Genomic DNA, 13737 nt, shown 5'->3' with positions numbered 1-13737 from the left:
ATGTAACGCCGCTATTAACGTCATGGGATGCTATGAGTATAGCGTGGCTGTTAGTCAGTGGACGATTTAACTCGCCTGCTTAGATATCGATTTAAGCTTATGTAGTAACGCCTCTTTTTTAAAGGGTTTTGCGAGGTAATCATCCATACCTGATTGATAACACTTCTGAATATCTTGATCGAGTACGCTCGCAGTTAGTGCGATGATAGGTAACCTTGGCTGAGAATGTAGACTTTCCCACTCTCTGATCTTTTCGGTTGCCGTAAAGCCATCCATAACCGGCATCATGCAGTCCATTAAAATGGCGTGGAAGGCTCTACCAGCGCTGATGAATTCAAAGGCTTCCTGGCCATTACTCGCAATAATAAAATCAAAACCCGCCTGTTTGAGCTGTAAAGAGGCCACTTTCTGATTCACTAGGTTATCTTCTACAATCAGAATAACCACTTTCGATTTCTCTGTTTCAGCGGGCTTGTTTATCGGGTTGAGCTGATTCTGTGGTTGCTGTTGCTGCCTTAGTTTTCGGTTTTCTATGCCGTTATGTATGGCGTTCCTAAAACGGTTGCCTAATAAGGGAAGGGTTACGATTGCATCTATATTATCTAACTGTCGCTTCTCGCCCAGAGCGTTAATGGCAATGGTAAAGATGTCTTTTTGCTTAAGCAATTCAGGTAGGCTCGCAAGTGTACCTCTTGTCGATGACTGGATATCGAGGAACAAAAGATCAAATGTTTGCCTATCTTGAAGCAGGTCAAAGCAAGACTGATAATGGTAGTTAAGGCTAAATCCTTGGCGCTGACATTCTTTGCTAATCATGTCATTGCGTTGCGAGTTATTTGAAATGATCGCAGCGGTTAATGGTTTAAATTGGTTGGAGATTGGTTTTGTGTAGCTGACTATTTTAGCTTTCAGCGAGATAGTGAAGCAGCATCCCTCTCCTTTCACTGAGCTAAGGGTGATCTCGCCCCCCATTAATTCTATAAGTTGTTTGCAAATAGAGAGTCCAAGCCCTGTGCCACCAAATTGACGGGTAATGGTGTCGTCCTCTTGAATAAAAGGAGAAAATATTTGTTGTTGCTTGCTAGGGGCTATTCCTGTTCCAGTATCATGCACGCTAATTAGCATCTTGCTATAGCTGGCACTATTGCGACACGAAACAACGACCTTAATGCCTCCCTCTAGGGTAAATTTTATCGCATTAGAGAGCAGATTCATCAGCACTTGGCGCATGCGATGTTCATCTAAGGAGGTCAGGTAAGGAGTATCTTTATCGATATCGACTTCAAGGGTGAGTTGTTTTTCGGCGACTTTGGGTAAGATCATCGAAAGCGTGTCATATACCACTTCGACAATATTGGTATTTGTATGGGTTATTGAGAGGTTACCAGATTCAATTTTAGAGAGATCGAGTATGTCATTGATAAGCAGTAACAGTGTCTGCGATGAAGTCTCAATAGTTTGTAAATGTTCACTTTGAGTGGCCGTTAGCTTAGTGCCAGCCATGATATCGGACATGCCGATAATTCCGTTGAGCGGAGTCCTGATTTCATGAGACATATTTGCCAGAAAAGAACTCTTTGCCTGATTGGCTTTTTCAGCCTCACGCTTGGCTTGTAATATTTTTAGTTCATTTTGGTGGCGCTCATTAATCAGCTTATTGAGTGTATGGGAAAATAGGCTGAATTCATCGTTACCCGCTTCGTTTATTTTCTGTGAATAGTCATGAGTTTCTTCAATTTGAGACATGGTTTTAATCACGTGGCTGAGATAGTTAGTGATGCGTCGATATAGGTTTGCGCCTATGATGGCAATAATGATCAAAGAGAAAAATAATGCTGCACAGAATAATAAGATCAAACGCTTAGATTGGCTGATTTCTCTCTGGATATTGTTAGTTAGCTGGCTGGAGAAAGTGCTCACAACATATTGAATTAAATCAAGACGCTGCTGTAATGCTTGCAAACTTGTATCTGGGGTTTGGGTTAGTGGCTGCTGATTTAAAATGTGGCTTCTTAATTGGTAGCTTTGCTCGAATGCTTTATCTGAAAAGGTACTCAGCAGCAGAGATACCTGCTCCGGCTTAGCGTTGATCTCAATAAAGCGTTCAATATAAAGTTGTTGGTGTTCAGTGATGGAGTTCAGCTGGCTAAGCAGTTCGCTTTCTCCGCGATTTAATAGCAACTGTTTGATTAACCAACGCTCTTCAGTAGACCATAGAGACAGCCACTGCAGTTGATAGAGTATCACCAGCTGTTGATTTATTTCATCGTTAACGCCTGAGTGATCTTTTTCCATGGTGCTTAGCGCTTGAACTTGCAGCTCATTGAACCAAAATGACCAGTCTCCTAATCCTTCACTATCAACTTCATTCATCTCTTTTAGCGCATTACTGGTATTACTTAACCAGGACTCCATCTCTAAAGCGTTTTCGGCACTAAAGGCTTGTGGTAGTAACAGCGCTATGTAGTTGAGGCGGGTGTTGAAAGAGTCGATGGACAGCTTAATATTGTGTTTGAATAACTGCTCTCTTGCGTGATTGATCTGTTTGTTTAACTGAGAGAAAGATTCAAGAAAGTTAATTTTGCTATTGAGGGTATTTAGCGATTCAACATTGTCGCTTTGATTTTTAATCTCTAATGCAGACAAGAATGAGGCAAAAATCAGTGGCAATAGCACCAAGGCTAACATCCGTATTTTTATTGAAATATGATTCAATAAGTTCATTTCTACTCCATGAATTGAACAAGTTAGTGGTGAGCTTGTGGTTTAACTAAGCCTTGACTATATTCAGCTTAGTACAAAAAACTATCAAGGAATGAGGGTTTTAATGTTTAAGGGATTAAACGAACGGGTTCAGCTTGTCTGTTGTCAGCAATTTCTTTTGCTGGTGCTTGTGTGTAGCTCCCCCGCCTCTCAAGCTTTAGCCGGCGTCGATGAAAGCGAAGACGTTGAGTTTGCAATTTTTACCTTGAATGACGACTTGCCGCCATTAAGTAAAAGCAAGGCTAGAATGCTTTATCGAGGCAAAAGTAAGAAAATATCCGGTAGCTTAAAAATTATCCTGGTAGACCTCCCTGAAACTTCCATCCACAGAGAAGACTTTTACAAAATGCTACTCGGTAAATCCGTATCGCAGATGAACGGCTATTGGGCTGGGCTTGCATTTTCTGGAAGAGGTACTCCCCCCGAAGAATTAAACAGTGATGATATTAAGCAGATTTTAAAATGGCTTAACGATAACCCCAACGGAATAGCCTATGCCCCCATCGATTCCGTCCCCAAAGAAGTCAATATCTTGATAACCGTGCCTCAGGGAGAATAGCCATGTTATTTCGCAAAACATTATTTATAGCGTTATTTTACCTGTTATTTTGCCCTGCTGCCCAGGCAAGTATTGAGTTAACCGACAACATTTTATTAAGTGGATTTGGCTCAACCACTATCAGCAAAAGTGATAATCGAACCCCACTATTTATTAGTCGAGAAATTACCGACGATACCTGCTACGACTGTGACACCATATTTGGCTTACAGTTAGATATCGATGTGCTCGATGGCTTGAGTGCGTCTGGGCAGGTGGTGAAACGTACCCAGGATAACTGGAGTGACCCTGAACTTGAATGGGCATATCTATCATATGGCTTTGATGATTTTGAGTTGAGAGCAGGGCGTTTGCGCTTACCGGTATTTCTGGTTTCGGAGTACTACTATGTCAGCCAAGCCTACCCGTGGATAAGGCCACCTCAAGAGGTATATGACAGCATTTTAGGGTTTACCTTTTATGATGGTCTCTCTTTAGCCTGGAATTATGATATTTCTGATGAACTGCTGTTAACGGTTTCTCCCTATTACGGTTTTGATAGAGTCAATAAGGTCGAGTTAGGTGACATTTTATTGCAGTTTGATACCGAATGGATAGCAGGGATCTATATTGATTTAGTGGGCTTTAATTACCGTATTCATAGTGGCTTTATGCAAGCCAAATATACCCAGCTTCCCTCGGTAGAGGAGGAAAAACTCGATATTTACACGTTAGGGGCGGAATACAGCTATGGCTCTTGGTTGTGGATAGCAGAGGTTGAGTCCGATCGATTACAAGCAAACTGGTATGCCTCGGCTATTTATGCATTTGACGAATTGTCACCCTATTTAACTTACGGTGAGAGCCATCAACTGCGAAAGTCAAAAGCGGTAACGGCAGGGGTTAAATATGACTTAACATCAAGTGTTTCAATCAATATTGAATACCAGATTATCTTCTCTCAAAAGGAAGGTAATCGCGCCCAGTTTGTCACTTCACCACTGGTCTACGGCGAAAGCTCAGACGCTGATTTATTATGCTTGGCGGTTAGTTTTGTATTTTGATGAAGACTAAGACTAAGACTAAGACTAAGACTAAGACTAAGACTAAGACTAAGCTCAATCATTTTGGGCTAGTCGTTCCAGCTTGGCTTTGACTGTGAATCGCGTCGGTTATTGTAAAATAGCGGTTATTTGGCTATTGATGGTTTGGATTTCGCTACACAAGTTGATTATTGCTATGCGCTCGGGGAGTGAGCCGCCTTTAGAGCTCGACTCAACGACTTGTGCCAAGCTTACAGCGTCTTGCGCGCACAGGTTACTGAACATGCCTTTGAGCTCATGGGTGAGACGAAATAATTCAGTGATATTTTCTGTTTGATAGCTCTGAAAAATGAGGTGATCACTTTGGCCATACTCTTCGATATAGATCGTCAGTAGCATGTTCAGCATAGAATCATCGCCGTCACAGAGTGCTTTTAATTCATCAATCTTAATCATAGCTTCCCCCCTTGCTTGTGTTGATATTAACAGCCATTAAATCGCCAGCTAAAGCTGGCATTTTGTTATGACTAGAGTGTCTTTAGCTGGTCTTTTTCAATAGTCTGAAAGTATTGCGGTTATCGTGTGAATGGTATTCTATTTTGTCTGAAAGCTGCTGAATGATTTTGAGTCCCCTACGGCTTTGTAACCAGGTGCTTGGGTCGTATTCGAGAGGTTCAATAAAGTCCATTTTAGGTAGGTCATCAAGCAGATTTTTGGGTATCGAGTCGCCATAATCTGCGACTTCAATAATTAACTGTTTTGTGTCATTTACGTAAGAGCTTATTTCAAACTTTGCCCCATCAAGGTTAGCGTAGGCATGCTCAAATACGTTATTCACAAGTTCTACAAGGCACAGCTCCATCTGCCCGATAAGGGCTGTATCCAAGCCGAGTGAGTACCAAAAGGGCAGGATATCGGAGGCAACAGTGCGGGATGCCTCCAGGCTGCTTGAGTATTGTTGGTAAAACGTCCTTGTGTTCACATTAACCTCCCTTATTGCCGCTGCGATAAAAGGGAAACGTATTGAAGATAGGCTGTGCTTCTGTGCCTTTTCCTGCGGCGAGTGTCATTCCCTTCATCAAGCTATCCTTTTAAGCGTTTGCTGTTAGCGCATCTTCTATGGTTGCATGGCTCACTATCAGCTTGTCTATTCGAGTTAACTTGAGTAAATCTAAGATCGGTTTCTGCGGGTTAATGATACTGATTTTAGTGTTGCGCAACATCTTATAGGTGCCCATGATGGCTCCTAGTCCGCTACTGTCCATAAAGCGCACATCACTCATATCAAGGAGTAAATGCTCGCGTAGGTTATCTTTTAGTTTTCCGAGTTCAACATGGAAACTGGCAGTCAGCTTGGCGTCAAACCTAGCCTCTTTAATTCGGATCACCGTGTATTGGTTTTTCGCAATTATATCGAAGTGCATGCTGTTTCCTTGATTAGCTTCCATTCCATTCAAATGCCAACAAGCTGATGTCATCATCGAACTGTGTTGTGCCTGACCAGTTGTTTAATTCCTCTACTATGGTGTTACTTTGCTTGCTAATTGTCAGCTTGGACAGCTGTTGAATTTGCAACGCTAACCTTTGCTCTGAGTATTGTTCTTTATCTGTAGATTCCGCTTCGGTAATACCATCAGAGTAGAGAAATATGCGATCGCCTACGCTCAATTGGATCTGTTCGGTTTGGTAGCTAGCAAAATCGAACATACCGGCGACAAAGCTCTCTTGTTGTATAAAGCGGCATATTTGTTGCGATGTTTGCTGCCAGATTATTGGAGGGTGACCAGCAAAGGCGTAGTTTAATTGTCCGGTTTTGGTATTCAGCACGGCGTAAATCATAGTGAAGTAGAGGTTATTATCGCCTTGATTAATATAACTCTGATTAAGCCTAGCGAGCACTTCACTGGGCTCTCTTAAGCGATAAAAAGGGTCGCTATCTTGTTGGTGTTTTACATGCGAGTTGCTGCTAGAGTCGATACTTTGCTGGATTGCAAAAGACATCAATGCTGATTTTACTCCGTGGCCAGCGACATCAAAGAGGTAAACGGCGATATGGTCTTCATCTAGCGGCATACATCCGAGCATATCGCCACCAATTTGAGCACTCGGTATATGAGTGTAGTGCAGCTCAACGCCAGGGAATTTTTTTTGGCTAGGTAACATCCGCTGGATCAATAAGCTGGCCGAATCGAGATCTTGGCGTATGGTGGCATAAGCTTGGTCTAGTTCAATATTTTTGGCAACTAACTGGTTGTGTAGTTCTAGACTCCTAAATCCCGCTTTAAGGCGAGCATCTAGCTCATTGATATTAGTATCTTTAGCGACAAAATCATCGGCGCCAGCGTTAATGCCTTCGACAATTGATTCTTGATCATCACGTCCTGAGAGCAAAACAAAAAAAATATAACGGTTATAGTCGGGGGATTTTAAGTGATAACACAGTTCTATGCCGTTTAAATCAGGCATCATCCAGTCACTTAAGACAAGCTGAATAGAAGGGTGCTTTTCGAGTTGAGTGAGTGCATCAAGGCCATTGATAGCGTTAATGACATGGTAACCTCGCGAGGAGAGCATTTTTGTCATCAGTAGCAGCATGACCTTATTATCCTCTACGAGTAGGATCTCTTTGCTCAAATCATCAGCCTCCTTGCTGCATTCGTTACTGAGTCCATTTTATATTCAGTTTTCGACAAGTATTCTTACTTTTCAAAAGTCTAGTCGTGAATGTTAAATACGACAAGTGGGCGGCACTGAAGGCGTGGAAAATAACGTTATGACAATAGGTTAGCTTTATATTTTGCTTAAATGATATCGCGCTTAGTAAAATTGACTAATCTTTTGTGGTAACTTTTATGCGTTGGTGGCGGTTAGAGCAAGCTTCGGGGGGCTTACCTGGCGCAGGATGACGTTCGCAGAGTAAATGACGAATAGCCATAATAGGGTGAGGTAGTAGCATTCTAGGGCCTGCGAAAATCATGATCTCGCGCGCCTTGGCTTTCATATGAGGCTTATAGCAGTGTACTGGGCACTTGTTACAGGTTGGCTTATCTTGACCATAGGGGCATCTATCAAGGCGAGTATGGGCGTATTCGATAAAGTCTTCACACTCTTCGCAAGGGTGAGATCCCGCTTCCTTATGGTGCGCCTTACAGTAGATTTTCACCATAGCTGAAATCGTCTCAAACTCTCTGAGAAGTTTGCCACTGAGTAGTTGTGCAAATGCCATGGGATACCTTAGTAAGTTACTTGGTTATTATCATCATAAAAGGGTTCGCTTTTGCTGACAAAATATTAGCTTCAAACTTTGAAGGTGTGCACAAAATAGTGCTTTAAGCTAATCAAGAAAAACGGTTTATCACTTCAAGCTAATGTTTTTTTAGTTTATCCCCAAAGCGATATATTAAAATATGCTTGTCAGAATCATTTGCGCTGGATTAAAATCCGCCGCGGTGTTTGATGGTGTAATTTTCCTCATAAAACATTATTGATGAAGGAGGCAATCTACCTCGTGATATAGTGAGATTGTCTAGCGTTGAGATTGATTACAATGGGGCCTTAAATTCAGGGCTTTATCATTTCTCGGTGGCTTAAAGTCACTGACCTCTCCGACTCAAGCAAAGGTAAAATTAACTTCCAATATCGCCTTAAATAAGTCGATATTAAGTTTGCAGTAAACACTAAAACCACTTTATTCAAGGGGATATTACTTATTATTCCCTTAGGTTGGCTGTGCGCCGAACTAGGCTTTCAGCTCATATTGATGTGGCATTACTTGTAGAATGATAATTGACTTTAAGATCCCCCCCTTTGATGACGCGTGTAAAAATAAGACGAACAAGTTTTAAGGTAAGCTTAATGGCGACCTCTGCACTACTGCTAGTGAGCACTCTGCTACCTGCTATTGTTACAGCGAACCCAATAGAGGATGGCAGCGTCATTGGGTCATCAATGGAAATTATTGAGGTGCGTGGCATTCAGGCCTCCATGAAGGCCTCTATTAATACTAAAAGGTTCTCCAATGCTGTTGTCGATGCGGTAACCGCAGAAGATATAGGTAAATTCCCTGACAGTGATGTGGGTGAGTCTTTGGCGCGAATGCCCGGTGTTTCGGTTAATCGTCAATTTGGCCAGGGTCAGCAAGTGTCTATTCGTGGCGCATCTAATCAGTTAACCAGTACTTTGTTAAATGGTCACTCTGTTGCATCGACAGGTTGGTTTGACCAACAAACAACTGATCGTAGTTTTAATTACTCTTTGTTACCGCCTGAAATAATAGGTGAAATAGAGGTTTATAAATCTTCTCAAGCCGATATTACCGAAGGTGGGATCGGTGGTACCGTTATCATTAATACCCGCAAGCCGTTGGATTTAGATACTAACTCAATTTTCTTTAGCAGTAAGCAAGACTATGGCACCGTTTCTGAGCAAGTAGACCCTGAATTTTCTGGTTTGTATAGCTGGAAAAATAGCACCGATAGCTTAGGTGTGCTGCTCGCGGTAGCAGATGCCAACACTCATTATCAGCGTAATGGGATCGAATCAAGCATCGGCTGGGGAGAGATAGTGCCGACGACGTTCGAGCAGCAGCGTGAGCGCTCTGCTATTAATGCGGTGTTGCAGTACCGGCCAACAGACGAATTGGAGCTTGGCTTCAATTTCATGAGTCTTGATATGCAAGCCAACAATGCCAATACGTCGTTATTTTTGATGTTTCCTGATGATAAAGAGGCTGCTTGCGAGCAAAGAAATGAGGCCGGAACCTGTATCTTTTATCGTCGTAATGCCGATGATGCTAACCCGGCCTGGGCGCAAACATGGGTGCGCGAATCGAGCATGGATTCCAATACTTATGACTTTGATTTTAAGTATGAAACGGATGACTATACGGTAGATGGTGTACTGGGTAATACTCGCTCAGAAGGGGGAACCAACACGACAGCTAATTACGGTTTTTGGTTGGGGCAGGCCAGCGATTTTGCAGGCACTTATGATGCCCGCAGTGATGTGATAAATATCGACATAGCGAACAATTCATTTACGGCAGAGGACTTTAATGGCCCCTTGGCTCCAGAAAGTTGGTCGCTGCGTAAACAACCCAACTCAGATGAAGAGACTTACCTTAAGTTAAACCTTACATTTCCTGTAGAGCTTGGCTTTATCAACACAATTAAAACCGGAGTAAGCTGGGCTGAACATGACGTTAAACAGGAGTCTTTTGAAGGCATAGTTAACCCCGAGATTATCGCAAAAAAGGCATCTGCGTACTACTCTGGTACGGTTTCATCAGGAGGCGGCTTTACTCTGCCGAAACCTATTTTTGATACCATGCTCAACGATGCCAAGGCTGCAATCACTGGCTTTGATAGTAATGGTCAGGTATATAAGTCGGGTTACGGTACCATTAACGAAACCAACCTAGCCTTATATTTGATGGCTAACTTCGCATCTGAGCGTGTTAGAGGCAATATCGGGCTTCGCTATATCTCGACCAATGTCGCTTCGGATTATTACCAGCTTACCTCAGAGGGTACTTACGCTGATGATTTGAGTACATTAGGGGCAAACTATCGTGATTTACTACCAAGTATCAATGTTGCATTTGAGGCCACTGATGATGTCATTATCCGAGCGGCGGCATCTAAAGTCATTTCTCGACCCAATTATGACGATATGTTCGCCTCTTCTGCACTATCGGGCTATGGCGATGGCATTCCGAATAACGAAGTAATCGATCAAGGTAATATCGCTCTAGAGCCGTTTAAAGCGATACAGGCCGAGCTGGGCGTGGAGTGGTACTTCAGCCCTGAAGGAATCATATCAGCGACTTATTTTGTTAAAGATATCAACTCGTTTATCACCTCAGAGCAATTATTAGATCAAAGTGTGGGCATTGTTGATCCTGACTCTGGTGAAGATAGTTGGACTGTTTCTAACAAGAAAAATGGCTCAGGTGGGCTTATACAAGGTGTTGAACTACAGCTTCAAAATGGGTTCGAAAACGGATTGGGCTATGCAGCAAATTACACTTTTGCTGATTCACATGCACCTGCTGAATATTATCCTGATCAAGTTGATGTGTTTTCAGATTCATCAAGGCATGCGTTTAACTTAGTGGGTTATTATGAGCGAGATAGCTTCTCTGCCCGCTTAGCTTATAACTGGCGTAGCGTCTATATGATCCGTGAGTTACCAGGTTATTACGGTAATCGTGAGCATCAAGCTTATGGCACGGTCGATTTTAGTAGCACTTTTGATATAACCGAATATTTTTCGCTAACTTTTGAAGTGGTTAACTTGTTTGAAGAAGATAGCATTCAGCTTGGGGTGGCATCTGATTTAGCTGAAGTTAAGCCCGAATTTAAAAACAATTATCCTGTATTTAGTGCCGAAGGAGAGGCGCGTTATAAATTAGGTGTAGCGGTTCGATTCTAGATCTCGAGTATCCATCCTTTCGTGAGCCACTGCAGGCTAATTGAGTATTATTTTTGATTTTGAGCTAACACAAAGTGGCTCGGAACAGACCAGAAACAAGAGAAATAGAATGAACGTCGCTTTCTTCGCACTTTATTGTTGGGCTAATAATGTAGGGCTTAATGCTAGCACTACAATCGGTGCTAACTCATGATGTTTAGTCAAATGTTGGCAAGAGTGTGTAATTGGAGTAAAGGGTCGAAACTCTATTTGACCGATCTTGCTGCGATTGCGCTGTTGCTGTTACCGATAACACTAGCCAACTCGTTAGCTATGCTATTAGGCCATGCCTTTAGAGTGATGGAGATTAATTACGTTTCAGAGCTACTCTTTTATATTTCAAATATCTTAATTAATCTTTACCCAACAACATTTTGTATTGTTGCGAGTTATTACCTTTCGCAAAAAGCTAACGCATCCAGTGCAATATTTATCATCTATGCCTTGCTTCTGTTTTATATTTTGTCCATAGAGCATCTAGATTTTTCAACCAGTTATTCATTGCCAAACAATCCACTATTGGCGTTATTAAGCGCTATAGTGACGTATTTATACTATTTATATTTTCCGATCCGGCTGTTAGATCCTAACTCGTTTGATTTTGCTTCTCGATTAATAAAATATATTGTGCATATTTTTTGTTTTTGCTTGATTGCATTGCTGCTGTCGCAATTAGCGACCTATACAGGGTTTTCTGTTAAATCAGTTATTTTGTCATTAGGACTGGATCCTATGACGTTTACTGGTGGTTTGTTATATCAAGCGTTTCTTGGCATCTTGGGTGCAGTTGGTATCAACGGGCACAATATGTTGTTTACTATCAAGCAGCAAATCTATGCCGATACCCTAGCGAATATTGAAGCTTGGCGTGCCGGAGAAGCTTCAATCAATATCATTAGCCAAGGCTTCTATGACGCATTTTTGTCAATGGGAGGCTCAGGTAACTGCATAAGCTTATTACTCTGCGTGCTTATCTTTAGCCAAAAATACAACCACAAGATGCTGGCAATCGTTGCCATACCTATGGTCATGTTTAATATTAATGAAGTGTTATTATTTGGCCTGCCAATCCTGTTTAATCCGATCATGATCATTCCATTTATTCTTGTCCCTTTGGTCAGCTTTGTGATCGTGTATGCTTGTATTGCATTAGGTATCGTCTCTCCCGTTGTTAGTATTGTTAATTGGCTAACACCGCCTATTTTTAGTGGTTACTTCGCTATGGGAGAGCAGTTAGATGGTGCTGTTTTGCAATTAGTCGTTATTATTATCGGCATTTTTATCTACCGACCATTTTACCTGGCCTACGTTGGCAAACACTTGATTTCGGTTGATCCCAATACTCGTTACGCTGCAGCTGAGGGCTCTATTTTTAATCATGTATTGCGCAGTGTAAGGGACTCAACCAACGACAATATTACTCAATCTTCAGTGCAGAATCGGGTAGCGAAGATTTTAAGAGAAGGTACTCTGGTGATGTTTTACCAGAAAATACAATCTGTTCATGATAAATCACACTATAACTACGAGGCATTAATTCGTTATATAGATGATAAAGGGATGCTTTGTCCGCCAGTATTCATTGCTGACTTTCAATTACTCAAAGCGATGCCAATGTTAGATAAAATGGTTATTGAGTTGGTATTACAAGATATGCAGAAAATAGAGTTACCTGTAGGGGGGCGTATATCCATTAACGTATCTGTCGCCTCCATCGAGGAGCCTGATTTTGTGTCGCATTTACTGTCTAGATTAGAGTACTACGCTATTTCACCGTCTAAGGTAGAAATCGAAATTACAGAGGAAGCGATGTTAAGTGACAAGGTTTACTTAACTCGAGTAATGACCGAGCTTCAGGCGCAAGACATCGCTATCTCAATGGATGACTTTGGTTCAGGCTACGCTTCATTTCCTCACCTACTCAAGTACCCATTCAATAAAGTTAAAATTGACAGGTCGTTATTATTGGATGCGACATCGAGTAAAGGAAAAGAGATCTATAAGTTAGTTGCAAAGCTTGGCCAAATTGCTAACTGTAAAGTCGTTGCCGAAGGAGTAGAAACACAGCAGGAATATCAATTTATCCAAAGTTGTGGTGTTGATTTAGTCCAAGGTTTTTATTTTGCTAAGCCTTTACCTCTTGAAAAGTTGTGCTATCAGGATAGTTAGTGCTTTGTTTATTTATGTTTTGTAACACCTAAAAAAGCGATTATTTTTGATACCCGATAAAAAAATGATATAAATAGTTGATTTTATAAAAGACAATGCATTAATAATAACGTTTAAATTTTGCACATTTTAGCTACACAAACGCGTGTATTAAATGTGTTCGTGGCTAACCCATGGTGGAAAACAATGAAAGAAATAATCATTATACTGCTGATTGTAGTAGGTTTTTATCTTTACAATCGCACTCAAAAAGCGGCTAAAGCTGAAAAAGAGCAGGCAGCTAAGCGCTCTGAAGAGGCTCAAGATGCAGCCGAGAGTGAGATGAAAGATATCACTCCAGAGACAACAGAAGAGGTATCGACGCCCACCGTAGATGGGGTGAGCTTTGAGTCTAAGGTTGATCATGAAGCTGAAGTGAAACAAGCTGCAGTTGAGCCAGAGCCAGAGCCAAAATTAGAATCGGTTGTTGAAGCCCAAGCAGAGCCAGTGTCTGAGCCATTCTCTGAGGTTGAAGAAAAAGTTCAGCCTGTGGCGGCACTAGAGCCAGAATCAGTATCTGAACCTGAGATACTAGCTAAGGCAGAAGTTGAAGTTAAAGCTGAGCCGGAAGTAAAAGCTAAGCCAAGCGTTGAACTTGAGCGAGAAGTTAAATCAGAAGTTCACGCAGAAGCTAAACCAGAAGCTAAACCAGAAGCTAAACCAGAAGCTAAACCAGAAGCTAAACCAGAAGCTAAACCAGAAGCTAAACCAGAA

10 protein-coding genes and 1 pseudogene are annotated in these 13737 nt (G+C 41.8%); 5 read left to right on the top strand and 6 right to left on the bottom strand.

Going from position 1 to position 13737, the window contains the following annotated elements:
• Positions 1–66: 66 nt before the first annotated feature.
• Complete coding sequence (locus ACVBIK_RS10720) at positions 67–2724, bottom strand: ATP-binding protein (RefSeq protein WP_447169660.1); 2658 nt, start codon at positions 2722–2724, stop codon at positions 67–69.
• A gap of 103 nt (positions 2725–2827) precedes the next feature.
• Here ACVBIK_RS10720 and ACVBIK_RS10715 point away from each other — a divergent pair, with 103 nt between their 5' ends.
• Both ACVBIK_RS10715 and ACVBIK_RS10710 read left to right on the top strand, forming a co-directional pair.
• Positions 2828–3322 carry a hypothetical protein gene (locus tag ACVBIK_RS10715; protein ID WP_447161807.1) on the top strand — a complete coding sequence of 165 codons (495 nt, stop codon included), beginning with the start codon at positions 2828–2830 and terminating at the stop codon, positions 3320–3322.
• 2 nt (positions 3323–3324) lie between these two features.
• Positions 3325–4365, top strand: coding sequence for a hypothetical protein (locus ACVBIK_RS10710; protein WP_447169659.1), 1041 nt, complete (start codon positions 3325–3327; stop codon positions 4363–4365).
• A 108-nt stretch (positions 4366–4473) separates the two neighbouring features.
• Here the strand turns inward: ACVBIK_RS10710 and ACVBIK_RS10705 are convergent, their stop codons facing one another.
• The 5 genes from ACVBIK_RS10705 to ACVBIK_RS10685 all read right to left on the bottom strand — a co-directional run bounded on the left by ACVBIK_RS10705 (position 4474) and on the right by ACVBIK_RS10685 (position 7570).
• Positions 4474–4800, bottom strand: coding sequence for an Hpt domain-containing protein (locus ACVBIK_RS10705; protein ID WP_447169658.1), 327 nt, complete (start codon positions 4798–4800; stop codon positions 4474–4476).
• A gap of 82 nt (positions 4801–4882) precedes the next feature.
• Complete coding sequence (locus tag ACVBIK_RS10700; protein WP_447169657.1) at positions 4883–5326, bottom strand: ATP-binding protein; 444 nt, start codon at positions 5324–5326, stop codon at positions 4883–4885.
• Positions 5327–5435: 109 nt separating this feature from the next.
• Positions 5436–5768, bottom strand: coding sequence for an STAS domain-containing protein (locus ACVBIK_RS10695; protein ID WP_447161803.1), 333 nt, complete (start codon positions 5766–5768; stop codon positions 5436–5438).
• 13 nt (positions 5769–5781) lie between these two features.
• Positions 5782–6978, bottom strand: coding sequence for a SpoIIE family protein phosphatase (locus ACVBIK_RS10690; RefSeq protein ID WP_447169656.1), 1197 nt, complete (start codon positions 6976–6978; stop codon positions 5782–5784).
• Between the two features lie 196 nt (positions 6979–7174).
• Positions 7175–7570 carry a nitrous oxide-stimulated promoter family protein gene (locus ACVBIK_RS10685; RefSeq protein ID WP_447161801.1) on the bottom strand — a complete coding sequence of 132 codons (396 nt, stop codon included), beginning with the start codon at positions 7568–7570 and terminating at the stop codon, positions 7175–7177.
• 629 nt (positions 7571–8199) lie between these two features.
• Here ACVBIK_RS10685 and ACVBIK_RS10680 point away from each other — a divergent pair.
• From ACVBIK_RS10680 to ACVBIK_RS10670, 3 genes and pseudogenes are all read left to right on the top strand, one after another.
• Positions 8200–10776 (top strand): TonB-dependent receptor, encoded by a 2577-nt coding sequence (locus tag ACVBIK_RS10680; RefSeq protein WP_447169655.1) that lies wholly within the window; start codon positions 8200–8202, stop codon positions 10774–10776.
• A 189-nt stretch (positions 10777–10965) separates the two neighbouring features.
• Positions 10966–12984: an EAL domain-containing protein gene (locus ACVBIK_RS10675; RefSeq protein WP_447161799.1), complete on the top strand. Its 2019-nt coding sequence runs from the start codon at positions 10966–10968 to the stop codon at positions 12982–12984.
• 186 nt (positions 12985–13170) lie between these two features.
• Positions 13171–13737, top strand: a pseudogene (locus tag ACVBIK_RS10670) (hypothetical protein); the annotation flags it as partial.

The sequence above is a fragment of the Shewanella sp. 125m-1 genome (assembly GCF_052977065.1).
Note: the sequence above shows the minus strand (reverse complement) of the source record. Positions and strands in the feature narration are given on the sequence as shown.